Genomic DNA, 25787 nt, shown 5'->3' on the forward strand with positions numbered 1-25787 from the left:
GCTGCCACAATGGTCGCAGAAATAGGAGATTTCTCCGCTTTCTCTAAACCAGATAAGCTTGCTGCATATTTTGGTATTGACCCTTCTGTTAAGCAATCGGGTGAGTTTGAGGGCACCAAAAACAAAATGTCCAAACGCGGTTCCAGACTGCTCCGAAGAGTTCTTTTCACAACGGCTCTTGCTAATGTCCGCAAAAAACGTAACGGCAAGGAGCATAATCCGGTCCTATATGAGTACTACCGTAAAAAGTGTGCCAACAAGCCCAAAAAGGTAGCCCTTGGTGCTGTAATGCACAAGCTGGTTGCCATTATCTTTGCTGTTCTGAGGGACAGAAAACCATTTGTTTTGAGATACCCTGAAGAACATGCAAAAATGCTCCTAGAAAAGAACTTGGCGGCTTAATACATATATGCTCGATGTTCAGTTTTCAAGGATCATTTGACCAGCCTACTTATGTCAACTTGCTTCGGGTGGTTTAATTGTTGTGCCATTTTTCTCTGACTGATTCGTGAAAAAAACTTTAACTTTTTTCACAAATTTACTTGACAACAATTAGCTGGTCTAGTTTTAATTCTATCAAGAATAATATGCTTTATCAATTAACCTTTAGTTCCTCAAGTATACTGAAAAAACCGGCTTTTCCTGCGCCGGTTTATTTTACGTCCACCACCCAGCTGGCCACCCAGCCGGTTGTCTTGTCTTTCAGTTCCACGTGATACCACTTGTCCTTTTCCTCAAAAATGTACATCGGCTCGTCTTTCAGGACCTTCTTGAGCACACTTGAATTGATATCCGGAGCGCTCCGCAAATTGACATAATTGTTTGCCGGCTTGATATACGCGGTTTTGCCCACATGGGAAGATCCTCCGCCGCCGCCCGGAGCAGTAGTCTCCGAGGGAGTCGTCGTCCCCGGAGTCGAAGGGGTCGTCTTACCCGAACTCTTATTGATCTTGGCCTGCAGTTCATTGATCGTGCTTTGGAGGGCCTGGGCCTGGACAGTGAGTTCGGCCACCGTCTTTTCGAGCCCGGCCACGCGCTCTTGCAGGGCCTTGTCGACGTAGCTTTTGGATACCACAGGGTCCGCGCTCGACCCGGGCAGGGGCGAATCCGCCGTCACGGTCTTCCCGATGGCGAACCCGGCAGCAATGGAGATAATAGCTCCCCCGATCAGCATGGTGCGAAGCTTCAAAGGCCATTCCTCCTCCAGTCAGGCTTTTTGTTTGCCGCTGCGCCGTTCTATTTGGCAAGATGCCGGGCAGCTTTTTCGTCCTTTTCGCTTTTTTCCAGGCCTTCCTTTTTCAAAATACCCAACCTGTCAATGCCTATAAATACGCCTAGAGTGGTTAGGACCAGGAGCAGCATGCCCTGGGCCGTGGTCAGCACAGCCATCAGGACTGCCGACAGGCTGAGCAAGAGGCTGACGCCGTAGATGGCGACCACCGTCCGCCGGTGGGTGAGGCCCAACGCCATCAGGCGGTGATGAAGGTGTTCCTTGTCCGGGCTGAAAATGGGCTTCCCATTGTGGAAACGGCGTAATATGGCAAAAAGCGTGTCGATAATGGGAATCCCCAGGATTATTACCGGCAAAAACAGGGAGATGACGGTGGCGCTTTTGGTTAAACCCAGTATGGCTATGGCGGCGAGGTTAAACCCCAGGAACAAAGACCCCGTGTCGCCCATGAATATCCTGGCGGGATAAAAGTTATGCCTGAGAAAGCCCAGCACGCTGGCCGCCAGGATAAAGGCCAGGATGCCGACCTCGCCAAAACCCTCCAGGACGGAAACGGTTCCCAGGGTTACGGCGGCAATAGCGGAAACGCCCGCCGCCAGGCCGTCCAGCCCGTCGATCAGGTTTACGGCATTGGTGATGCCGACAATCCACAAGATGGTGACCGGGTAGCTCAGGTACTGCAGGATGATGACCCCGCCCAGGGGATGGGTCATGAAATCAACCCGCACTCCCATGGAAATGGCGAACAGCGCCGCCGTTACCTGAACCAAAAGCTTTATGCGGGGAGAAACACCGCGCAGGTCGTCCCAAATACCCACCAGGCAAATCAGGAACCCGCCGCCCAGGATGCCGTACATCTCTTTTGACATTTCCCGCGTCGTCAGGACCACGGCCCAAAAAGCCAGGCAGATGGCCAGGCCGCCGAGGCGGGGCATCTCGTTTTTATGGATTTTTCTTTCGCCCGGCCGGTCAATGGCCCGGACGTTCAAGGCAATTCTTCTTATCAAAGGTGTTCCCAGCAGGGTAAGCAAAAACGCCGCCGCCAGGGAACAGGCTGTCGCTATCACCCGTGTGGCCTCCTTATTAAACCTTGTCATACGAAGTCGTTACAAAATGTAATTATATCACTAACCACAGCATCTGTCTATCCAATTGCTGGGATCATTTTACTTTTCCAGGAAAAACATGAGTTCCCCCTCGCAGGCCAGTTCTCCTTCCACCAGGGCCCTGGCCTTGCATTTGCCGACCCGCCCTTTCAACCTGACCACTTCCACTTCCAGCCGCAGCTGGTCTCCCGGCACGACCTGCCTTTTGAACCGGCAGTTGTCGATCCCGGCAAAATAGGCGATCTTTCCCCGGTTTTCCGGTTTTTTCAGGACCAGTACGGCCCCTGTCTGGGCCAGGGCTTCGACGATTAAAACCCCGGGCATCACGGGCTTTTCCGGGAAGTGCCCCTGGAAAAAGGACTCGTTGGCGGTCACATTTTTGAGGCCGACTATCCTGCCGGGTTCCTCCAGCTCGATAATCCTGTCCACCAGCAAAAACGGATAGCGGTGGGGCAAGATCTCCCGGATCTGTTCAGTGTTGAGCATTCTCCCCCTCCTTAAACAAAATTCGACATCGCCGGGGAAAAACCTCCCGGCATTTTTTTACATTTGAAGCGTCAGAAGCCGGCCCTGGAAAAAAACTTGCGCACCAGGCCAAGGGCTTCTTTTTCCCGCAAGGCCAGGATGCTGGCAGCATACGCGGCAACACCCGCCATGATGGCCAGGGCGAGCGTTTTCCCCTCCTGCCGGATAAATACGGCTTCCGCAAGATAACGATATGTCCCCAAAGCCGCCGCTCCCGTAAGCAGGGAAGCAGCCAGCGATTTCACGCCCGTTGCCAATAGGTCCCCGGCATGCAGCCTGGAAAGGTGCAGCTTCAGCAGCAGGTACATGGAAACCGCGCTGAATACGGCGGCAACGGTGTTGGCCAGGGCCAGGCCGCTGTGGCCCAGGGGACGGATCAACAAAATGCTGGCGATGATGTTGACCAGGATGGAAAGCAAGCCGGTATAAAGAGGGGTGCGGACATCGCCCAGGGCATAGTACGCCCTGGTCAGCACCATGTTTACGGCCATGGCGAACATGCCGGCGGAAAAGTAAAAGAGCGCGCCGGCCGTCATTCTCGTGGCCAGGGAATCGAAGGCTCCCCGCTCAAAGAGCAGCCTGACAATGGGGGTATCAAGGGCCATCAGGCCGGCCGCCGCCGGCATGGTCACCAGCAGGACCATTTTCAGGCCCCTGTTCAGGGTCAGGCCAAGAGACTCCCTGTCCTCCCTGACGGCCTGCTCGGACAGGGTGGGGAAAATGGCGGAAGAAACGGCCAGGACAAATATGCCCAGCGGGAGGTTCATCAGTTTTCCCGCGTAATTTAAGGCGGAAATGCTGCCTTCGCTCAGCCCCGAAGCGAAATAGCGGTTGATGGCCAAATAGACCTGGTTGACCGCCGTGCCCAAAAAAATGGGAAGCAGGTTCAAACAGATCCCCCTGACCTCCTGGTTCCCGGTATCCCAGTTCCAGGTGTAGCGAAAACCTGCCCGGCGCAAAACAGGCACCTGGATCAGCATGGCCCCCGCCATCCCGGCCAGGGTCCCCCAGGCCAGGTACTGCACCCCGTAGCGCCCGACCAGCAAAACCGCAGCAATGATGACCAGGTTGGAAAAGCCGGGGGCAAAAGCAGCCGCGGCAAAGCGCTTCCTGGCGTTGAGCATCCCCGTGAAAAGCATCCCCACGCTCATAAAAACAACTGAAGGGAACATGATCACCGTAAGCGAAGCGGCAAGCCCCGCCGTCGCCTCGCTGAAACCCGGGGTGATCAGGTCGACGACGGCCCTGGCCCCGCCCATACCGCCAAGGGACAGCACAGCCATCGCCAGCACGGTCCAGTTCAGGGTGATGCTGCTTACCCGCCAGGCCTCCGCGTCCTCGCCTTTCATGAAATGGCGGGTAAGGACAGGCACGATCGACGTGACCAGGGCCATGCCCAGGACCATCTGCAGGAAATAGGGAATGGTGTAGGCGGCGTTATAGGCGTCCGTCAGGCTGGTGGCGCCGTATTCCCTGGCGATCACTGTTTCCCGGACAAATCCCAGGACCTTGCTCAACAGGTTCATAAGCATGATGACAACGGTCGCATGCGCTACGGTACTCACAGGTTGCCTCCTTAGCCGCCAAGTCTTCCGTCCTCCGCCTTCTTTTTCCAGCGCAGCGGAAAGTCCCTCTCAAACCTGGCCATTGCAGTATAATACTTCACACTTATCTTCGGTATTTATAAAACGAAAGGTTCTAGCTGCGCAGCAGTTCCACGGCAAGGCGGGCTGTTTCCCAGGCCTTCCGGCACAATTCTTCCAGCCTTTTCTCCCTTTCGCCGGCCAGGTCGCCGCGGCCGCGGTATGCCCGGTCGACCGCCTCGACCAGTGTTTCCGCGCGGAGCTTGCGGACGCTGACCAGCGGCTGCCGCCCCACCTGTTCCAGAAACCGGTCGACCTTCGGGTCGTAGGACAGCCCCACAATGGGCAACCCCAGCACAGCCCCGTTAATCAGGGCGTGCAGCCTCATCCCCATGACCAAGTCAAGGTTTTTCGTCACCGACAGGACCTCCGGCGGTGAATGCGTTTCTTCCAGGCACACGGCCCCCGCCCCGCTGCTCATCAGCTCAAGAGCCTGGCGGGCAGCGATGATGTCGTGGGGAAAATGCATGGGGACGAAAACAATTCGCCAGCCTTCGCCGGCCAGCATGTCGCACGCCCTGGCCAGCTCGCCGAGGTGCCGGTTGTCCTCCCAGGGCCGGATGAACACCCCCAGAAGCCTTTCATGATCATCTTCAGGGTCAATGCCCTTTCGCTTCAGTATCTCCCGGCCGGTTTCAAGCTCCACATCGCCCGGCTTTATGCCCAGCACAGGGTCGGCGGTGACAATTATTTCCCTGCCGACGCCCATTTCTTCGAGTTCTCTTGCGGACGCCTCGTCCCTCACCGCCAGCACGTCGACCCGGCCCAGGAGCCAGGCGGCCAGCCTCCTGTTCGCCGGCCTGCGCAGCGGGCCAATCCCCTGGGCATAAATGAAGGTCTTTTTACCCAGCAGCTTGGCCAGTAAAATGACGGACAGGTAGTAAAGCGGGCTGGCGGCGCTGGTAACGTCCTGCAGAAGGGACCCCCCTCCGCTGACGAGCATTTCGCCGGACGAAAGCGCCCTGATTATGCCCGGCACACTCCAGCGGCTGACAGCCTCAAGGCCGTGCTGCCTCGCCGTCGTTTCCGGCCGGTGGGACAAGACGACGATCTCGACCCCGGGTTCAAGCTCCCGCAAGACCCGGACGATGGAATGAAGAACAAGCTCATCGCCGGTGTTGCCGAAGCCGTAATACCCGGAGAGGACGACTTTACTCACCGCGCGCCGCCCCTTTCGCCAGCCGCCGCCGGGCATATTCCAGGCAGGCGATTACGGCGGCCCCGATTGCGATGCCCAGCCACAGCCCGTGAAGTGTCCGGACCAGGGAAACCGCCAGCGGCGTGTGGATATGGGCGTAAGTGTTGACCAGGGAAACCTGCCCGATCAGGCCAAAGATAAGCAGCACGATCTTTCTCAGGTCGCAGCCGTAATAAAGCAGCGCCAGCATGGCGGGATGGCCCAGCAGGAATTCCTTGGTGCGCGGCCGCACTCCCAGAAAAGCATCAAGCAGGTCCCGCATTTTGAGCTCCCAGCCGCTGACCAGCTGGGGAGCCTCGTTCCCCGTCCTGATGATGTATACGACAAGCGCCGCGGCCAGGACAAGCCCGGCCAGCACGTGCTTGTTCAGGACGGGATAATTCATGATCTCCGCTATCCTCTTTGCCGGCCGTTTCTCTGTAATGAGAAAATATGCGGGCACGAGGACCAAGGGCAGGATATGGGCCAGCTTGACCCCGCTGAAAAGGTCAAGGGCCAGCATAAATGATTTGTCCGCCAGGAGCCCTGTCAACAACACGGCCCCGGTAAAGCTGACCGCCGACATTTTGAGCAGGGCAAAAACGGCCCCGGGGAGGCCGCGTCCTTCCTTTCGCGTGACCAGGACAACCCCCAGGAGGGGATAGATTACCGCGGCCAGCAGGGCAAAGGACTTGCGGGCCAGGAGAGGGTCAAGAGCCAGGAAGGCGGCCCATCCGGCCAGACCCAGCAGGCCAAGCAAAGCAGCCCACACTCCGGGAACAAGAAGCCCGGCGGCCAGTACGCCGCCGCCGATAACGCCAAAACCGACCAAAAAGACCACCGCCCGCGAGTAAGGAATGCCCGGCAGGTTAACAACCTGGCCCACCCGGCAGCCTTCAGCCTCGACCGCTTTTTTGATCAGGGCAAGGTAGTTCAAGTTCCTATCAACAGCCGGCAAAGGCTGGTCCAGCCCGAACAAGCGCACGTAAAGGGCGCGGATGTTCCTTTCGGCAACGGCAAGCCTGAATCTTTCCACGGCCTGGCGCTCATTGTAGCGCGCCATGTCGGTTTCACTGATGGTGTGAATGCGGACAACGTTCTTGCCCATTGTCCGGACCAGCTGGTTGAGGCCGGCCTGGGAATAGAACTCGAATGTGCCCACCGGTGTGCCCAGTTCCTCCAGCCTTTCCGCCAGCAGGGGGATGTTGTTCGACCACGGGATGACCTGGTCGTTGAAGGTGACCATGGCCAGACCCGGTATTTTTTTCAAGGCGCCCACCGTCAGTTCGAGGGCTTCCCCAGATGACCTGGCATACTCCCTCAACCGGGGCACAACCGCAAGCCCGCTGCCGCTGATTGCCCCGACGTCCTTTTGGGGAAAGCCGACCCCCATTTTTTCGATTTCCTTCTGGTTAAGCACGGCGGAAACGGCCAGAAGCCCGCCGCACTGGGCCGTCTTAACCTCCTTGCCCGCCGCTTTCAGGTTTTCCAGGACGGCATCGTAAACCGGGCGGTTGCCGGTAAAGACATACGTCTTGTTTTTTTCCACCGGCAATTCTTCCAGGAAGTCCTTGCCCAGCTGCCGGAAAACGTCAACCTCGCCGCCCTTCGCCAGGACAAGGTCGCCGCTTTCCTCCAGTTCCAGCAGGGTCGCTTCCCTGACGACAACGCCGGTGGCCCCCGCCTCCTTGAAGCGCGCCGCCAGTTCTCCCAGCGGGAGACCCGCGGCTTTTGCCAGCGCCGAAAGCTCATGGTAATCGACCAGGACCTCCACCGCCTTATAGTTCTCTTCCGCCTTAAAACGGTAATAGTCCAGGTACAAAGAAGCAAGCAAAGCAGCGGTTATCATTACAACAGCGGCATTTCGAATGTATTTGTTCACGGTTCCCGCCTCCTCGCCGGGCGCTCATTGCTTTTACCTTCTCATTTTACCAGCCGGCATTTGCCGGAACAAGCTGAAATACCGGCGCTGATGCCTTAATAATACTGCCGGCATTTTTACTGTTTAAGCAAAAACTCATACTCCCTGGCGAACAGCGCCAGCATCTCGGCGAACCGGGGAACCCGGTCGAAGTCTTCAATGTGTTTTTCAATCTCCCCGGTGAGGATGCCTTTCTCCCTCAACAGCGCCGCCGCCTGTTCAAAGGACAGTTTTTCCCCGGTCAGCCCCTCCGCTGCCAGGATGAGCATGTCTTTTTCCGTAACCTTTTCCGGCGCCGTCACCTGGCGCAGCTCCACCTGCGGGTTTCGCTTGTGGGCAACCCGTATCACCTTGTTCAATTTGTTCTGGATGCTCCACTTGCCGGCCTCGCGCTCCAGGCGGTAGTCATTGGTGTACCCGCCCTCGATGAGTCCCAGCTCCCGCATGACCCTCACGCCGGGATATGCCCAGTGGTCCATCACGGCGGGTCTCGGCGGCGTGTACTCCACCAGGTGGGCGCCCTGCCTTTTCAGCTGTTTCTGCACCCATTCCACCGCCTGGCGGGACCTGGTCATCTCGCGGAAGGTGATCCCTTCCCGGACGGAATAAGCGCTGGCCACCCCGGCCGCTTCGCCCGCCACCATGCCCACCGGGATGACGCGGGCGCTGCCGTGCGCCAGGGAGTCATACGAGGCACTCCGGCCGACCACCAGCAGGTTGTCTATTTTTAAAGGCACCAGGCAGCGGAAGGGAATGCTGTATATGTCGGGTACCCCGATCACGTTGCCGAAACTGGCGGGGCCGGTGGGCTGGACATCCACCGGGTAGCTCCCGTGGCCGATCCTGTCCCAGTGGTCCCTGTTCTCCAGGACATCGGTGATGGTGAGGCGGTACTCGCCCACGATGTGCCTGGTCTCTCTCACGTAAAGCTGCTCCGCCGTTCCTGCGAACACGGCCTTTTCAAAACCGGGAAACCTGGCCCGCATGTAGTCGATGATATATGGTATCTCCTTTTTCCCGCGCTCGATGCCCTGCGCCCTGGAGGCCGGGTCCAGCCCGTCCACCCCGAAAATGAGGAGGGCGTTGACCAGGACGTTGCCGTTCTTCTGCCGGGCCAAGTTGGGACCCCGCAGGCGCATCATCTGGTCCCGGGGCTTGTACTCCATGGCTTCCTTCCCGAAGCCCCAGGCGTTTGTCTTGCCAGCCCCGGAATGCGGGTCGTTGTCTTCGTGTTTCAGGTACTTAACCACCCGGTCCCAATCAACCCCCGATACTTCGAATACCAGGGTGACGCCCATCAGCAGCCCTTTTTCGCCGTAGTCTTCGCCGCCGATCGTGTAGGGAACGCCGGCCATCGCGGCCACGTCCGCATCGGCCGTGGCGTCGATCACCCGCAGGGCCAGGTATTCGGCAGGGTTGCCGCTCTCCAGCACGCGGACCCCCATTATCGCGCCGTCCCTGACCACCGGCCACGTAACCCGCGTGTTGAGCTTGAGGGTTATGTTCCGCTCGCGTTGCACCTTGCGCAGGAACCAGACCTTGGCCTCTTCGAGGTCAAAGGCGTTGCCGAGTTCTTTGTATAGTTCTTCGAAAATGCCGCGGGTCAACAGCTCGCCTTGCGGGCCGTAGTTCATGTCGAGGAAGTTCAACCCTCCCAGGGTCATCAAGCCGCCAAGGGCCCCGTCGTCCTCCAAAAGCAGCGTCCGCAGGCCGTTCCTAGCGGCGGAAAGGGCGGCGGCGACGCCCTCCGGCTCCCCGCCCACCACGATTACATCGTAACCCGGCTGGCCGTCGATGACCGGGGCGGGGGCAGGCCGGCCCTTTCCTTGTATCCATAAATAACCGGCGCCCGCAACCGCGGCCAGCGCCAGTACAGCAGTCACCGCCAAAGCTTTTTGCCGTTTCGTCAACCTCAACAACTCCCGCCCCTTCTGTCCAGTAATTCAGCCTTTTTCAATTTCATTTGCATTTAAAAAGCCGATGATCCTTTGTTTAAATTCATGGATGTCCTTTACATTATTCTGCAAAATATCGTAAATCCTTTCCGGTTCGATCTCCCAGTAGGCATGTACGAGCTTGTTGCGGAACCTGGCCATGTTGACAAGATTCAAAACGAATTCCTGCGTAAAAATTCCCAGTTTGCCCAGTTTTATAAAAATGTCTGCGTAATTTTCAGGTGCACCCAAGTCCGCGTCATTATAAGTCAAAGAAAGCACCCTGTTGCCAATATTTAAGCAGCTTTCGATGGCCAGCTGCAAATAACGTTCAGCCGCACCGCGCAAGGTAATATCTTTAAGGAACTCATCCATCGGTTTAAGAGCAAATCCATCTAGGTAATCCAGGTACTTGCCAAGCAACCTCAGGTGTTCCGCCAGCCTTTCATCCACAATTACCCCTCCTGATTCCCATCTTTTTGATTTTTTCTCTGTCAAACTCCCGGCGAAGGCGGGCAAAATCGAGGTATTCCATGATAACCGCCGTTTCGAAGTCGGCTCGTTTATATTTGTCGGAGCAGAAGATAAGTCTTCTGTTTCTCAGCACACCGTATTTTATGCGCAGCGGAGCGCCATTTAATACCAAAAGGTCTATTTCTTCAGTACCCATTGTGTTCATGGCCTCAATAAGTATCTGGGCCTCCATCCGCTGAGCATGCCCGTTTTTATCAAACAGCAGCGCAATGTCGATGTCGCTCAATGGCTTGATATCGCCCGTTGCGCATGAACCAAACAGGTAAGCGGCCACAAGGGGAGGAGCAAATTCTTGCAGCTTGTTTTTAAATGTGTTTAATTTTTCCTCAAACCCGCTGAAATCGATCTTTTTTTCTACAATCATGGGACCCGGCCCACCCCGCTTGCCTTCTGCGTCTACCAGACATAATACCATATAATGGTTGGCCGGACAAGCCGATCAGCCTCTGGCCGCCGCCTCTAACACCCCGGCCAGCAGGACGTACAGCTCGCCGAAAGTAGCCGGTTTATCCAGTTCGTTCATCCGCTTTTTCATGTCCCCCGTCAGGACCCCCTTGTCCGTCAATACCTTGACCGCTTCCTCAAAGGAGACCTTTTCCCCGGCCAGCGCCTCTCCCAGGCCAGCCAGCAAGAGACGGCGGTTAAGGTTTTCCGGGAACTCCACCTTTTTTATTGACGCGAGCGGGTTCAACTGCCCGGCTCGTTCCAGGACCCGGCCCAGCATGTATTCCGCATCCCAGCAGTGGATAGGCTCTTCCAGCCGGTAATCGTTGCCGTAACCGCCGGCAGCCAGCCCAAGCTCCCGCATCGCCTTGACGCCGGGGTAGGCCCAGTGATCCATTACGGCGGGACGCGGCGGCCTGTACTCGACGAGGTACGCCCCCTGTTTTTTCAACCGTTCCTGAACCTCCCGCACAGCCTCTTTGGTGCGGCTCATCTCCCGGAAACCAATGCTCCTCTCGATGGAGCAGGCGGCAGCCACGCCGGCCGCTTCGCCCACGGCCATCCCCACGGGAACGACGCGGGCGCTGCCGGCAGCCAGGGAATCGTACGAGGCGCTCCGGCCGACCACCAGCAGGTTATCCACCTTCAGGGGCACAATGGACCTAAACGGGATGCTGTAGATGTCCGGCTTTCCTATGACGTTGCCCAGGTCCCCGGGGCCAGCCGGCTGGATGTCGACGGGGTAGCTGCCGTGGGCGATCCGGTCCCAGTGGTCCCTGTTCTCCAGTACATCGGTGACCGTAAGACGGTATTCGCCCATGATGTGCCTGGTTTCCCTCACATAAAGCCGCCCGGCCGTGCCCACCAGCTCGGCCCTGGAAAAACCCGGGAACCTTTCGCGCATGAAAGCCACGATATGCGGCAATTCTTTTTGCGCCCGTTCGATCCCGCGGGCCTTTGCGACCGGGTCCAGGCCGTCCACCCCGAACACCAGCAGGGCGTTGACCAGGACCGTCCCGTCCTTCTGGCGGGCCAGATTGGGACCGCGAAAACCGATCATCTTGTCCTGCGGCTCGTATTCCAGGGCCTTGCGGCCGTAGCCCCAGGCCACCTTCAGCGTCGCCCCGGCGGCCGGGTCCCCCCAGGAGGGGTTCAGCCTGTTCAGCAGCCTGCTGGCGTTGGTGTACAGGAAGACCATCGGCCAGTTGACGTTCTTGAGCCTGAACACCAGGGTGCAGGCCATCATTCTGCCTTTCAGGCCGTAATCCTCCGCGCCTACGGTGAAGGGCGCTCCCGCCGCCGCGGCCACATCGGCGTCGGCCGTGGCGTCAATCACCCTTTCCCCGTAATAGCTTTTCAGTACACCGTTTTCATCAACCATCACTCCGGTTATCCTGTTCCCGTCCATGAGCGGGCCGCGAAAAGAGGTCCGCAGTTTTAAAGCGATGTTTTGTTCCCTTTCCACCAGCCGCAGAAAATACTGTTCGGCCTCCGCTATATCGAAGGCGTTGCCCATATCCCTGTAAAACTCCTCGAATATCCCGCGGGTGAGCAGCTCCTTGTCCGGCCCGTAGTTCATATCCAGGAAGTTCAGCTGCCCCTGGGTAAACAGCCCGCCCAGCGCGGGGGCATCCTCGATCAGGAGCGTCTTCAGGCCGTTGCGGGCGGCCGAAACCGCCGCGGCGATGCCTTCCGGCTCCCCGCCGACGACGATGAGGTCGTAACTATCCGAATTATCAGCTGGTTTTTCCGGAACGCTCCCAATGCTGCATCCGAACAATAAGGTTGTTGTGAGTATAAATATCCATATAAGCAGATTCCGCAGGCTCAAAATGCCCACCCCAATCATTATAAAAAACTGATCAAATTTTCTCAGAAAAACCAATAACAAACAAGCGGCTAATGATGTAAATTCACCGCTTGTCATTAATACTCTTGACTAGGTTAGATAACTATTGTGTTCGATAACATTGTCAAATGAATGAAAATAATTTATGGAATATACCATAATTTACCCGGAAACAATTATTCCTTTTTCTGCCAGGTCAATTTGGCGTACGGAGAGATAATAATCATACACAGCTTTTTCAAAGTTGGTTCTTTTTTGGTCGAAGGAAATTTCGCTGCTGTCAAGTGTAACCTTGCCAATCAAACCAAGTTCGTATTTTAATTTCTGGTGCTGGTAATTTTCCTTTTCTACTTCATAGGCTGTCCTATAATCCGCCAGCTGGCTTTGTTTCAGCGCCATTTGTTCATATGCGTTTTCCAGGGCTACATTAATATTATATTCTGCATCGCTTTTTTGTAATTTGGTACTTTTAATTTCAAACTCCAGTTTTTCTGCCTTATCGGATTGAGTGGTTTTTTTATCTTCCAACTCTGTACTTTTATCTTCAAGCGTCCGGTTATACTGTTTAATGGTAAGCGATGTCTGCATGGCCGCATCATTGGCCTCATTTTGTGTGCCGATTTCAACCGGGCTAAAGGTCACAGGGGCCAATTCAAGAAGCGCCCCGGGTTCACGGCCTATCATCCTGTTCATTTGCCAGGCAAGTTTCTCCCTGCTGTTATACAATGTATCCAGCTGCCTTTTTATATCCTTGGCCTGCTGTATTTTTTCGTTAAGACTGTAATTTGTGCTTAAACCCAGCTGTACTTTAAGTTTCTCGATTTCTACCAGCTGGCCCTGCATTTCGTAATTCTTTTTCATGGTTTCAATCGAATTGTCCATATTTAATATGTCCAGATAAAGTTTTTCTACGTCATACTCGGTTTTCAGTTTGAGATTTTCAAGGGTAACTTTACTATCATCAAGCGCATATTTCGCAGAGTCATAAGCCTTCCTGGCATTTTCCACGGAAGTCTTCATGGAGTTGTTTATATATGCCGCCTTAGCCTGTTCATAAGCTATTTCAGCATCTCTTCTGCTGATATCGGCTAAGTTAACAGCCACCTCCTGTTTTTTAACCTCCGGGCTATATAACAGTGCCAGTTCTTTTGCTTTGCTCAAGGTCAAAACTGAGGTTTCATCAATAGTAACCGCCCCCAGTGAATAACTTAAAAGCAGCATTGCAACAAAAACAAACAGCGCCAAAAAAGCGGTTTTCTTTTTCATCCAGAACTACCTCCATTTCCGACCCGCTAGTCAGTACGTTGCAATACTAATTCTAAGCATTCGCCGTTCCTCTGTCAACAAAAACAGCGCATTACAAAGCTGTTATCCGGTTACAATCGTTTTTATTGTTTTCTAAAGAGGCTAAAAGCGCAAAAATGTCTTCCCGGTTGTTTGGAATTGACTGTGGCGACAAGCTGGCCAATAAATCATCCAATTCTTTTTTATTTATTGAGTTTTCCCTGGCGATGAAAATCCTCTGGATTTTCGTCGCGGTAACGCCCTCTTCGTCGGTCAGGATTTCTTCAAACAGCTTCTCGCCGGGGCGGGTCCCGACATATTTTATTTCAATATCCTTTTCCGGTTCGAACCCGGAGAGCCGGATCAGCTCTTTAGCCATATCCACTATTTTGACGGGCTCTCCCATGTCAAGGATAAAAATCTCTCCTCCTTGGGCCATGCTGGCGGCCTGGAGCACCAGCTCCACCGCTTCGGGGATGGTCATGAAATAGCGGCACATCTCCGGGTGGGTAATGGTCACAGGCCCTCCGCGCCTGATCTGTTCCTGGAAAATCGGGATCACGCTTCCCCTGCTCCCCAAAACATTGCCGAAGCGCACCGCCGCAAAATTAGTGGAACTGGTTTCGTTCAGACCCTGGATAACCATTTCCGCAATCCTTTTTGTTGCACCCATGACGCTGCTCGGGTTGACCGCCTTGTCCGTGGAAATCAGGATAAAATTATCCGTCCCGCATCTGTCGGCGGCTTCCGCCACATTCTTTGTGCCCAGGACATTGTTTTTATATGCCTCACCGGGGTTATGCTCCATCAGGGGGACATGCTTGTGGGCGGCCGCATGAAATACTACCTGCGGCCTGAAATCGCCAAAAACCTGGTTTATCCTCCGGTCGTCCTTTATATCGGCTATCACCGCGACCGTTTTTATACCCGGGCATTTATCGCCCAGCTCCAGTTCAATTTCAAAAACCGGGTTTTCGTCATGCCCCAGCAGGATCAACCGGCCGGGGCCATAGCGGCAGATCTGGCGGCTCAGCTCAGAGCCTATGGAGCCGCCGGCGCCGGTAACGAGGACCGTTTTGCCTTTGAGAAAGTTCTCTATGCCGTCAAGGTCCAATTTGACGGGCTCTCTCCCCAAAAGGTCCTCCAGCTTCACTTCCCTTATCAGCTCAACCGAAACCTGCCCGTTGATAATGTCGTACATCCTGGGCAGCGTTCTGACCGGAACATCTGTTTCCCGGCACTTCTCGACAATCTCCCTGATGACCTGCCCGGGGGCCGAAGGCATGGCGATCAACACTTCGTGGATATTGTTGTCTTTGACCACCTGTTCCAGCTCATCCCTCGTGCCCAGCACCGGCAGTCCCATTATTCTCAAGTGCTGCTTGTTTGGGTCGTCATCGATGAACCCCACCGGCAAAAGGCGAGGGTCCTCCTGCCTGAACAATTCCTTCACGACTAGGACGCCTGCGTCCCCGGCGCCGATCACCAGCAGCCGCTTGACGTTCCGCAGGCTGTGAAGGATGAAGCCTTTTTCTTTTACCAACTTCGGCACCGCCCGGATACCGCCGGACAGCATGAGGTCGATCATCCAGGTAATGAAAAACACGCTCCTGGGCACCACCACCCTGGAATAATAGCCGGCCGTGACCAGCCCAAGTATGGTAACCACCAGGGCGTAGACGACCAGCAACAGGTCACCGGCCCCGGCGTACTTCCAGGCCCGCTTGTAGACGCCCAAGAAATAAAAACTCAACACCTTCAGCAGGGCGTAAACGATGAACAGCTTTTGAAACGAAGCGAAAAACAGGGCTGGTATACGGCCGTCGAAACGGAAATAGAAGGCCAGGTAAAAAGCGGCCGCCCCGAAGATCACGTCGACCAGCAGCAAATTGTATTTGTTTTTGTTGAAAGGCAGCTGCATCATTTTTGTTTCACACCCGTTTCTCTTTTCCGGCGCGTTATTTTTACTTGCGGCCCAGCCGTTTTTTTATTACGCCGATCACGGCCTGCTGTTCCTCGGGGCCAAGGTTTGAACCCGAGGGCAGGCATATCCCTTTTTCAAACAGCCCGTCGGAAACGCTTTTTCCTTCCTCGTGGGGGTAATACTCGTATTTTTCGTACAGCGGCTGCAGGTGCATGGGCTTCCAGACCGGCCGGGACTCGATGTTCCTCTCCGCGAGGGCGTCCATCAGTTCAAGGGCGCTGGCACCGCACTTTTTTTGCTCCACGGTCATGACCGTTAGCCAGCGGTTGCTCCTGCCGAACGGCGCCTCCGGCATGAATTCGATCCCTTCAATCCCGGACAAGGCCTCGTAATAGCGACGGAAGACAGCCCTCCTGGCCTCGATCCGCTCTTCCAGGACCCTCAGCTGGGCCCTCCCTATCCCCGCCAGGACATTGCTCAGGCGGTAGTTGTAACCCAGCTCGCTGTGCTGGTAGTGCCTGGCCGGATCCCGGGCCTGCGTCGCCCAGAAACGGGCCTTGTGCAGCGCCTCCGGGTCGTCGGAAACCAGGGCCCCGCCCCCGGAGGTGGTGATAACCTTATTGCCGTTAAAGGAATAAACGCCGAACTTGCCGATGGTGCCGCTCTCCCTGCCCAGGTAGGTGGCGCCCAGCGATTCCGCGGCGTCCTCAATGACGGGGACGCGGTAATGATTGCATATTTCCATGATCGGGTCCATGTCCGCGCACTGGCCGTATAAATGCACCACGATGACCGCCCTGGGCAGCCTGCCCGTCCCGGCGGCCCTGTCAAACGCCCTTTTGAGGGCCTGTGGCGACATGTTCCAGCTTTGGGGTTCCGAGTCGATGAAGACGGGCTCGCCGCCCAAATACAGGACGGGATTGACGCTGGCCGCAAAGGTCAGGGAGGAGCAAAACACCCTGTCCCCCGGGCCGACCCCAAGGCAACGCAGGGCCAGGTGAATGGCGGCGGTGCCTGAAGAAAGGGCGACCGCTCCCTTCGCCCCGACGTAGCCGGCAAGCTCCCGCTCAAAGGCGTCCACGTGCGGTCCAAGCGGCGCTACCCAGTTCGTCCGGAAAGCCTCGGCGACGTATTTTTCCTCCAGCCCGCTCATGTGCGGCGGGGAAAGATATATCCGTTTATTTTCCATTTTTCTTTATCACCCTCCCCGGGACGCCCACCACGGTGACATTGTCTTCTACGTCGCTTATCACGACCGTTCCCGCTCCCACCGTAACGCAGCGGCCGATCGTGACCCGGTTTATCACTGACGCTCCCACGCCCAGCCAGCTGAAACGGCCGACCTTGACTTCGCCGCCCAGATGAACTCCGGGCGACAGGTGCACCCCCTCTTCCAACAGGCAGTCATGGTCTACGGTCGCGCCGGTATTGACGATGCAGCCCCTGCCCAGGACCGCTCCCGCGTTCACGGCCGCCTGGGCCAGTACGACGCTGCCCGCGCCGATTTCGGCTCTTTTGCTGACGGCCGCCGCCGGGTGGACGACAGCAGGCAGGTTGAACCCCAGCCCTTCACAGTAATTGAGTTTTTCAACCCTCAGCCTGTTGTCGCCCAGGGCCACCGCAACATCTTCGTACTCGTCCAGGAAAAGCGCGGCCTCGCTGGTTTTGGCCAGCACCGGCCACTTGAACGCCGTGCCGGCCGCCCAGTCGTCGAGAAAGGCGATTTTGTCCCACCGGCCAGCCTCTTCAGCCGCATCGGCCACAACCCTGCCGTGGCCGCCGGCGCCGATTATCAACAGCCCGCTCATGAACCCACTCCCCTGAATTTCTCCATGGTAGCCTGGCCCCGCTGGTTGATCCCTTCCCTTTTCAGCGTTTTTAAAACCGTCAGCCACAGGATCTTCATGTCCAGCCAAAAAGAACGGTTATCCACGTACCAGACATCCAGGGCGAACTTCTCTTCCCAGCTGATGTCGTTTCTCCCGTTGACCTGGGCCCATCCCGTAATGCCCGGCCTGACTTCGTGACGCCTGGCCTGCTCCGGGGTATAAAGGGGCAGGTACTCCATGAGCAGGGGCCGGGGACCGACCAGGCTGAGGTCGCCCTTGATGACGTTTACCAGCTGCGGCAGCTCGTCCAGGCTCCAGCGCCGCAGCGCTTTGCCGAAAGAAGTGAGGCGGCACCCGTCAGGCAGCAGCTCTCCCTTTTCATCCCTCTCCTCGGTCATGGTGCGGAACTTGTACAGGTAAAAGGGCCGGCCGTGCAGCCCCGGCCGCAACTGCCTAAACAGCACGGGGGACCCGAGCCTTATCCTTACCGCCGCCGCCACGGCCAGCATCAGCGGCAGCAATATTATGAACAGTATGACTCCTAACGTCAGGTCGAACAGCCTTTTCATAAACCCTCCAGGCCCATCGCCTCCAGCATGATCCGGTTGACCTTGCGCACGTCGTATTTCTCTTCGGCGATCTTGCGGCTTTCCAGTCCCATCCTCTCCACCAGGCCGGGTTCCAGGATGAATCGCTCCATAGCCCCAGCGAGCGCCGCCGCATCCTTGACCGGGACAAGAAACCCGTTCACGCCCTCCCGTACCGTTTCCCTGCAGCCGGGCGCGTCGGTGGTGATTACCGGCCGCCCCATGGCCATAGCCTCCAGCACGGAACGGGGGGTCCCCTCGCGGTAAGAAGGAAGGACGTACACGCTGGCCTGGGCTATATAGGGGCGCACGTCGCCGGTTTCGCCGAGGTATTCAATTATCCCTTCCCTCGTCCAGGCTTTTATTTCCGCCGCGCTTATCGCGGTTGGATTGGGATCGTGCGGCCCCAGCAGCCGGAACAGGACTCCGGGGTGCTTTTTTTTCAGCAGGCGGGCGGCCTCCGCAAATTCCATGATCCCCTTGTCCCGGATCAGCCTGGCGATGAGCAGGAAGGAAAAAGGGGAAGTAACGGGGGCAGCGTATTCGAAATCCTGGAGGTTCACGCCGGAACCGTTCACCAGGACCGCCTTGTTTTCGTCAACCATCTTGAGTTTAAGAAATACCTCCAGGTCGTCGGGGTTCTGGAAAAAGACCTTTTGGCAATTTTTCAAGGCAAGCGCGTACAAAGGTTTCATCAGGTTCCGGAGCAGACGCTGGAACAGGCTTTCGCCGGTAAAAGCATAACCCAGTCCCGTGATCATGGCGTAAATCCCGCCCGTCCCGGCCAAGCGCGCCGCTATTGAACCGTAAATCACTGGTTTCACGGCATAGACAAAGACGGCATCGGGTCTAAGCCTCACGAACAGCCGGCGCAGGTGGAAGAGCAGGCGCAAGTCCTCGATGGGGTTAAGCCCTGCCCGCTTTAGCGGGAGGGGAAAAAACCCGATGCCGGCGGACTCAAGCTCTCTTTCATAACCAGTCTCCGGCGCCATAGCAATGACATTATGGCCGTTTTTAATCATATCCTTCATCAGGTCCCCGCGAAAACCGAGAAGGGACCTGGCGTAAGGCCCGATTACCACAACCCTGGCCAACTGAGGCATCACCCTTTATTTTATTATTCTTGCGGTCCTTTGTATACCCGGCATGGCACGGTATATTTTCCCTTGTTCCCGCGGCTCTAACGCAAGTTTCTGATATACCAGCCCGCCGCTTCCCGGAGTCCTTCCGCCACGAAGTGAGTCGGCCGGTATCCCAAAAGGCGGGCTGCCTTGGCCGTATCCGCGAGGGAATGGCGGATGTCCCCCGGGCGAAAGTCTTCGTAGACCGGCTCCACTTTCGCCGCGGCAGGTTTTTTCTCCGCCACCAGGCCGCGGATCATATAAAAAAGCTCTTTCAGGGTGGTGCTGCGGGAACAGGCGATGTTGTAGACCTTCCCCAGGACTTCCCGGTCCTGCGCGCAGGCTGCCAGCAGGTTGGCCTGGACCACGTTTTCGATGTAACAAAAATCGCGGCTTGTCTCGCCGTCCCCGTATATATAGACGGGTTCACCCCGCAGCAGCGCGGCAAACCACTTCGGGATAACGGCGGCATACTCGCTTTCGGGGTCCTGCCTTTCCCCGAAGACGTTGAAATACCTCAAGCCAACGGTTTCCAGACGGTAAAGGCCGCTGAAAAGGCCGGCGTAAAGCTCGTTTATATACTTGGTGGCGGCATAGGGAGACAGCGGAGCGCCGATTTCTTCTTCAACCTGGGGAAGGGTACGGCAGTCGCCGTAAACGGAACTTGACGAAGCGTAAACAAAGCGCCGCACCCCGGCGTCACGCGCCGCGACCAGCATGTTCAAAAAGCCGTCGACATTGTGTTGGTTGGTCGTTACGGGGTCCGATATGGAACGGGGGACTGAACCCAGGGCCGCCTGGTGGAGGACTACGTCCACGCCCTGGCAGTGTTGCCGGCAGGTCTCCATGTCCCGGATGTCTCCCTGCACAAAACTGAAGTTTCGCGCCTTCTGCGGGGGCAGTAACCTCAGGACCTCTTCGATGTTCTTCAAGGAACCGGTGAGCAGATTGTCCAGGGCCACCACTTTTTGGTCCAGTTCCAGCAGCCGCCGGACAAGGTTTGAGCCGATAAACCCGGCCCCGCCGGTGACCAGCCAGGATTGCGGTTTTAATAAAAGCTGCCGCTTGACGAGTTCATAACCGTTCATGGTTCACAGGCTCCAGTAACTGACGTGTTCAGGAAAATCGCCCTCTTTGAAGACCGACTTTACATCGATTATAACCCCTGGAGAGCCTTTTTTCAATTTGGCCGTTAACTGGCGTGGTTCCAGCTGCCGGTATTCCTTGTGGGCGACCGCCAGGATCACGGCATCCAGGTCTTTCAAATCCTCCCAGTCAACGAGCTGTATCCCGTACTCCTCCAGTGCCTCTTGGGGGTCGGAAAGAGGATCGTGGACCATTGCCTGCATCCCGTACTCGCCTAATTCCGCCACGATGTCCGGGACCCGGCTGTTGCGCAAATCCGGCACGTCCTCCTTGAAAGTCAATCCCAGAATCCCAACCCTCGACTCAGAAAGATGCTTCCCCGCCCTGGACAGCCTTTTTACCGCCTGCTCGGCCACGTATTTTCCCATCCCGTCGTTAATCCGCCTCCCGGCCAGGATTACCTGGGGGTGGTAGCCGAGCTCTTCCGCCTTGAAGGTCAAATAATACGGGTCCACCCCGATGCAGTGCCCCCCTACCAGCCCCGGCCTAAACGGGAGAAAATTCCACTTGGTGCCGGCCGCTTCCAGCACCTCGCTCGTCCTGATGCCCATTTTTTCGAAAATAACGGCCAGTTCGTTCATCAGAGCGATATTCAAATCGCGCTGCGTGTTCTCAATCACCTTGGCGGCTTCCGCCACTTTGATGGAAGAAGCGCGGTAAACCCCGGCCTTGACCACCTCGCCGTACACCCCGGCAACCGTCTCGAGGGTCTCCCGGTCCTCGCCGGAGACCACCTTGACTATCGTCTCCAGGCGGTGAAGCCTGTCCCCGGGGTTTATTCTTTCCGGCGAGTAGCCGAGCTTGAAATCTTTTCCCTGCTTCAGCCCCGATACCCTGGCCAAAACAGGCCCGCAAATCTCTTCGGTAACGCCGGGATAGACCGTCGACTCGTAGACGACGATTGATCCTTCCCGCATAACGCGGCCCACGGTCTCCGAAGCCCTGATCAGCGCCGTCAAATCGGGGCGGCGGGCCTTGTCGATGGGTGTCGGGACGGCGACGATAAAGAAGTCCGCTTCCTTGAGTTCTTCCGGATCGCAAGTTGCCTTCAGCGACGTGGAACTGAGTTCCCGGCCGCTGACTTCCCCCGTCCGGTCTATTCCTTTTTGCAGTTCAGCAACCTTGTTTTCGTTTATGTCAAAGCCGACCACCCCGGGAAACTTCCGGGCAAAGGCGAGCGCCACAGGCAACCCTACGTATCCCAGCCCTATAACCGCTATCTTTCTGTTCATTCATTCCATCTCCAGACTTTACTTGACTTGGCATTACATTACCCGTTGATCCCTTTGTTCAGCATCCACCGGTCATACCACGACTCAAACATCAGCACATTCCACAGGCAGTACTGCCAGTTGCGCCTGCCGGAAAGGTGCTCCTGCCACTTCTTCCTCACCAGGCTGGCATCAAAAAAACCTTCCCGGCGAAGCCGCTCCCCGTTCAGCAGGGACTCGGCCCATTCTCTAAGCGGTCCCCTCAGCCACCTGTCAATCGGTATGCCGAAGCCCATCTTCGGGCGTTCAACCAATTCCTCCGGCAGGTATTTATAAAGAAGCCGCCGCAGGATCCACTTACCCTTGCCGCCCCGGATCTTCATATCAAGCGGCAGTTTCCAGGCGAATTCCACCACCCGGTGATCGAGAAACGGGACCCTTGATTCCAGGCTTACTCCCATGCAGGCCCTGTCCACCTTGACCAGAATGTCGTCAGGAAGATAGGTCAACAAGTCCAGAAGCATCATCCGGCATGCAAAGTCATCCTGCCCCTCGGCGGCGTTGCCCGTAAGTTTCGTTGCCGGCTCGTTAGCCCCAGGCACTACGGCGGAAGGATTTTTCCAGGTTGAAACCAGTTCCCGGTATACCTCCATGGAACTGCGGGCGGAAAGCATTTCCGCCAGCTTGTGGATCTTGTCTCCCGGCAGCCGCTGTTTGAATGCTACCGGCAGAACGGGCTCGAGAGTCTTAAAGGCCAGGTCCCAGGCTACAGGCGGCACGAGTTTCAGGGCCGAAGCCGCCAGCGCTCTCAGACCCTGCGGGATACCGCCTGTCCTGTCCCAGATTCCTTTCGCCCAAAAATAGCGGTTATAGCCGCCGAACAGTTCGTCGCCCCCGTCTCCAGACAGGCTGACGGTGACCTTCCGCCTTGTGAGGCCGGCTACCAGGAAAGTAGGTATCTGCGAAGAATCGGCAAACGGTTCGTCGTACAGGGTGGGCAAAAGAGGGACAACCCGCATGGCTTCTTCGGGCGTCACGTATAATTCAGTATGTTCCGTCCCCAGGTGTTCGGCGACTTCCCTGGCGTATCGCGCCTCATCGTATGCCTCCTCGTAAAAACCGATGCTGAAGGTTTTGACCGGTTTTTCGCTCTGGGACTGCATCAGGGCGACTACCGTCGATGAATCAATGCCCCCGGAAAGAAAGGCGCCCAACGGGACATCCGATACCATCTGTCCAAGCACAGCATTCTTGAGGAGGTCTTCCAACTCGGAAAGGGCTTCTTCTTCCGAGCCCGGAAAACTTTCCCGCGTTCCCCTGGCCGCTGCTTCCACAGCTGACCAGTAAGGAACGGGGTCCGGGTACTCCCCTATTTGCCGCGGCGAAATGGTGAGTATGCAGCCCGGAGTCAATTTCCGTATTCCCTCGTATATCGAATAAGGCGCAGGAATATAACAGTAGCGCAAGAATAATGTCAGGACGTTGCGGTCTATCTCCGGGGAAAAACCGGAGAATGCCCTACTTGCCTTCAGTTCGGAAGCGAAAAGAAAGTTGCCGCCCATCCAGCCATAATAGAGGGGTTTTTCGCCAAGGCGGTCCCTCACTAGGTGGAGCTTTTTTTCTTGCGTGTCCCACAGGGCAAAGGCAAACATCCCGGCAAAGCGTTTTACGGACCGTTCCAGGCCCCACTCCTCAAAAGCGGCCAGCATGACTTCGGTATCCGAACGGCCGCGAAATTTATGCCCCTTTTTCTCCAGTTCGCGGCGGAGTTCCATGAAATTGTATATCTCGCCGTTATAACTGATCACGTAGCGGCCGCTCGCTGACACCATGGGCTGGCGCCCCGCCTCGGAAAGGTCGATGATCGAAAGCCGCCGGTGGCCCAGGGCGACACCCGTGTCGGCATCCAGCCAGTACCCGGAATCATCAGGACCCCGGTGAATCATTGCCTCAATCATTAACCCAATATTATGTCTTAACCAAGTTTTGTCTTTCAAAGAATTGTAAACAGTGAAAAGGCCGGCTATCCCACACATTGACTATCTCCTTACTAGCTCTTTATAACAATTTATTGTTTAATATTTCTACAATTCTTTTAGATGCCTTCCCTCCACCATAAACATCGACAGGTTTCTCTTTTTTCGTACACTCGTTAAGAAAACTAACAATGTCTGTATAAGTATCTTTAAAACAAGTAGGCGATACAAGATAATTCCACCCAAGATTAACCAATTCAACCCACTCAGTCTCATCCCTTAAAGTAATACAAGGTTTTCCAAAGAAAAATGCTTCTTTTTGAAGACCACCTGAATCCGTAATAACAAAAAGCGCATTACTTACAAGTTTAATCATATCCAAATAACCTAATGGCTCAAATATGAAAAAATGTTCCAACGCCTTCTCATAAAGACCTGTTCTCTGTAAGGAATTTCGGGTTCTGGGATGAAGAGGAATTACAATTTTGTAAGTTTCTGACATAAGTATTAACCCTTCAACTATACCCTTTAAACGCTCTATTCTATCAGTATTCTCTGCCCTATGAAAAGTTGTTAGTACATAATTATTCATTTTAAGCTTCAACAAATCAAGAATGTTGCTTTCCTTTTCCGCAATTTGTCCATAATATATAGCTGAATCATACATCACGTCACCAACAAGGAAGATTTTATCAGTACTAATACCTTCTTTCTTTAGATTAGTTACAGCAGTTTCAGTAGGCGCAAATAGTATGTCAGCAGCATGGTCGGTTAGAACACGATTAATTTCTTCAGGCATGGATTTGTTAAAGGAACGCAACCCAGCCTCGACATGAATTCCGGATATATTCAACTTTGCTGCAGCTAAAACTCCTGCAAGTGTCGAATTTGTGTCACCATAAACCAACACAGCATCAGGTTTTTCTTTAAATAAAACCTCTTCAATACTTTCTAACATGCGTCCTGTTTGGCTACCGTGCGTACCTGAACCTATTCCGAGATTAATATAGGGAGCTGGAATACCCATCTGGTCAAAAAAAATTTCTGACATATTAGTATCATAATGCTGGCCAGTATGTACCAGTATTTCATTTATGGAAGATTCAGAACGAATTGCTCTTGAAACAATTGCAGCTTTTATAAACTGAGGTCTTGCGCCGACAATCGTTACAATTTTCATTAAAAAATGACATCCTTCCCTTTGGTTAAATTATTTGACTGGTATATACCTGTCATGTTTTTTAATACACTCTTCAATAATACTTAAATTCTTACGAGTCCACTCAATTGTTCGACAAATCCCGTCAATTAGCTCAACTTTTGCTTGAAAACCTAATTCCATTTTAGCTTTTTCCGTACTTCCAAATCTTTTTCCAGAATTGTCCCATTCCCGTTTGGGTAAAAAATCTATCGCCGCGGTATTGCCCGTAATCTTATTTATTAGCATCGCTAGCTCAATGATAGAAGTTTCAACACCGCTTGCCAGGTTATACACTTCGCCTGGCTTCCCTTTGACAGCACAGAGTAATAATCCTAAAACAATATCTTGTATATAAATAAAATCGCGCGTAGCAATACCTCCGTTTTCAACTGTCAGGGGCATATTATTCAAGGCACGATAAATAAATGTAGGTATTACATTACGCCATATAGTGGCAGGGGTGCCCCTCCATTCACCGGCCCCCAAAATTTCTCCTGGGCCATATACATTTTGAAAACGAGCCTTAACGACCGGTAAACCATATTGTTTAAAATAATAATTTGAATAGAACTCACCAATTATTTTTGATATCTGGTATGGGCTATCTAAGTATAATGAAATTGGGGCATCCTCACTAGTAGCACTAGCTTTATCAAAGGTTTTTTCTGCTACGGTACATCCTGCAGAAGAATAAACCACTTTTTTAAGATTTTTAAAAAACTTAATTCTTTCGTATAACTTCAAAGTTGTTAGGGTATTATTCTCATGGTCTGCTAAAGGATTGCAGATAGAGTTCTGGTTACCGTGATAAGTCGCAAGATGGAAGATATAATCCAAGTCATCGCCCAACATATTTAAAACCCTGTCGCTTGAGATAGAACCCTCGATAAAAGAAATTGATGGATCATCCGGTAAATTGCTTCGTTCAGCAGAAAGAAGATTATCGATAATTATTATTTCTTTAGGGGAAAACATCAATATTTCTTTTACCAAGTTACTTCCAACAAAACCGGCCCCACCTACAATTAGAATTCTTTTATTTTCCAGCTTCTCCAATGTCTATATTACCTCCATTCTAACAAAACCTATTTAGTTCCCCCTGAAAAATTCACTTTTTGAAACAAGTTAATATTCTCTAATGATC

At 54.7% G+C, this 25787-nt stretch carries 22 protein-coding genes; 1 reads left to right on the plus strand and 21 read right to left on the minus strand.

Going from position 1 to position 25787, the window contains the following annotated elements; translation table 11 throughout:
- A partial coding sequence (locus tag NUV48_12550; protein MCR4442969.1) for a transposase occupies positions 1-402 on the plus strand: 402 nt, incomplete at its 5' end.
- Between the two features lie 250 nt (positions 403-652).
- Here the strand turns inward: NUV48_12550 and NUV48_12555 are convergent.
- The 21 genes from NUV48_12555 to NUV48_12655 all read right to left on the minus strand — a co-directional run bounded on the left by NUV48_12555 (position 653) and on the right by NUV48_12655 (position 25699).
- A complete protein-coding gene (locus NUV48_12555) occupies positions 653-1189 on the minus strand; it encodes an SH3 domain-containing protein (GenBank protein MCR4442970.1) in 537 nt (178 codons plus the stop codon).
- A 47-nt stretch (positions 1190-1236) separates the two neighbouring features.
- Positions 1237-2298 carry an undecaprenyl/decaprenyl-phosphate alpha-N-acetylglucosaminyl 1-phosphate transferase gene (locus NUV48_12560; protein ID MCR4442971.1) on the minus strand — a complete coding sequence of 354 codons (1062 nt, stop codon included), beginning with the start codon at positions 2296-2298 and terminating at the stop codon, positions 1237-1239.
- Between the two features lie 99 nt (positions 2299-2397).
- Positions 2398-2823, minus strand: coding sequence for a 3-hydroxyacyl-ACP dehydratase FabZ (gene fabZ, locus NUV48_12565; GenBank protein ID MCR4442972.1), 426 nt, complete (start codon positions 2821-2823; stop codon positions 2398-2400).
- Positions 2824-2894: 71 nt separating this feature from the next.
- Positions 2895-4427, minus strand: a complete 1533-nt coding sequence (murJ, locus tag NUV48_12570) for a murein biosynthesis integral membrane protein MurJ (GenBank protein ID MCR4442973.1) — start codon at positions 4425-4427, stop codon at positions 2895-2897.
- 133 nt (positions 4428-4560) lie between these two features.
- Entirely contained in the window at positions 4561-5664 is a 1104-nt protein-coding gene (gene csaB / locus NUV48_12575) for a polysaccharide pyruvyl transferase CsaB (protein ID MCR4442974.1), read from the minus strand.
- Positions 5657-7564, minus strand: a complete 1908-nt coding sequence (locus tag NUV48_12580; GenBank protein MCR4442975.1) for a DUF5693 family protein — start codon at positions 7562-7564, stop codon at positions 5657-5659. The genes csaB and NUV48_12580 overlap by 8 nt, the downstream gene beginning before the upstream one ends.
- 116 nt (positions 7565-7680) lie before the next feature.
- Positions 7681-9519, minus strand: coding sequence for an FAD-dependent oxidoreductase (locus NUV48_12585; GenBank protein ID MCR4442976.1), 1839 nt, complete (start codon positions 9517-9519; stop codon positions 7681-7683).
- A 27-nt stretch (positions 9520-9546) separates the two neighbouring features.
- On the minus strand, positions 9547-9990 hold the full coding sequence (locus NUV48_12590) for a DUF86 domain-containing protein (GenBank protein ID MCR4442977.1): 444 nt from the start codon (positions 9988-9990) through the stop codon (positions 9547-9549).
- Positions 9983-10435, minus strand: coding sequence for a nucleotidyltransferase domain-containing protein (locus NUV48_12595; GenBank protein ID MCR4442978.1), 453 nt, complete (start codon positions 10433-10435; stop codon positions 9983-9985). The genes NUV48_12590 and NUV48_12595 overlap by 8 nt, the downstream gene beginning before the upstream one ends.
- Positions 10436-10510: 75 nt before the next feature.
- Positions 10511-12346, minus strand: a complete 1836-nt coding sequence (locus NUV48_12600) for an FAD-dependent oxidoreductase (GenBank protein ID MCR4442979.1) — start codon at positions 12344-12346, stop codon at positions 10511-10513.
- A 180-nt stretch (positions 12347-12526) separates the two neighbouring features.
- Positions 12527-13630: a TolC family protein gene (locus NUV48_12605; protein MCR4442980.1), complete on the minus strand. Its 1104-nt coding sequence runs from the start codon at positions 13628-13630 to the stop codon at positions 12527-12529.
- A gap of 91 nt (positions 13631-13721) precedes the next feature.
- Positions 13722-15572, minus strand: a complete 1851-nt coding sequence (locus NUV48_12610; GenBank protein ID MCR4442981.1) for a polysaccharide biosynthesis protein — start codon at positions 15570-15572, stop codon at positions 13722-13724.
- Between the two features lie 40 nt (positions 15573-15612).
- Positions 15613-16761, minus strand: coding sequence for an aminotransferase class I/II-fold pyridoxal phosphate-dependent enzyme (locus NUV48_12615; protein MCR4442982.1), 1149 nt, complete (start codon positions 16759-16761; stop codon positions 15613-15615).
- Positions 16751-17380, minus strand: coding sequence for an acetyltransferase (locus tag NUV48_12620; GenBank protein ID MCR4442983.1), 630 nt, complete (start codon positions 17378-17380; stop codon positions 16751-16753). The genes NUV48_12615 and NUV48_12620 overlap by 11 nt, the downstream gene beginning before the upstream one ends.
- Positions 17377-17970, minus strand: a complete 594-nt coding sequence (locus tag NUV48_12625) for a sugar transferase (GenBank protein ID MCR4442984.1) — start codon at positions 17968-17970, stop codon at positions 17377-17379. The genes NUV48_12620 and NUV48_12625 overlap by 4 nt, the downstream gene beginning before the upstream one ends.
- Complete coding sequence (locus NUV48_12630) at positions 17967-19082, minus strand: glycosyltransferase family 4 protein (protein MCR4442985.1); 1116 nt, start codon at positions 19080-19082, stop codon at positions 17967-17969. The genes NUV48_12625 and NUV48_12630 overlap by 4 nt, the downstream gene beginning before the upstream one ends.
- A gap of 86 nt (positions 19083-19168) precedes the next feature.
- A complete protein-coding gene (locus tag NUV48_12635; GenBank protein ID MCR4442986.1) occupies positions 19169-20197 on the minus strand; it encodes an SDR family oxidoreductase in 1029 nt (342 codons plus the stop codon).
- Positions 20198-20200: 3 nt separating this feature from the next.
- A complete protein-coding gene (locus tag NUV48_12640; protein MCR4442987.1) occupies positions 20201-21487 on the minus strand; it encodes a nucleotide sugar dehydrogenase in 1287 nt (428 codons plus the stop codon).
- 38 nt (positions 21488-21525) lie between these two features.
- A complete protein-coding gene (gene asnB, locus NUV48_12645) occupies positions 21526-23502 on the minus strand; it encodes an asparagine synthase (glutamine-hydrolyzing) (GenBank protein ID MCR4442988.1) in 1977 nt (658 codons plus the stop codon).
- Positions 23503-23524: 22 nt separating this feature from the next.
- Positions 23525-24622: a UDP-N-acetylglucosamine 2-epimerase (non-hydrolyzing) gene (gene wecB, locus NUV48_12650; GenBank protein MCR4442989.1), complete on the minus strand. Its 1098-nt coding sequence runs from the start codon at positions 24620-24622 to the stop codon at positions 23525-23527.
- 30 nt (positions 24623-24652) lie between these two features.
- A complete protein-coding gene (locus NUV48_12655; GenBank protein MCR4442990.1) occupies positions 24653-25699 on the minus strand; it encodes an NAD-dependent epimerase/dehydratase family protein in 1047 nt (348 codons plus the stop codon).
- Between the last annotated feature and the right edge of the window lie 88 nt (positions 25700-25787).

The organism is Peptococcaceae bacterium (assembly GCA_024655825.1).
In the GTDB taxonomy this organism is placed as follows: Bacteria; Bacillota; Peptococcia; order DRI-13; family PHAD01; genus JANLFJ01.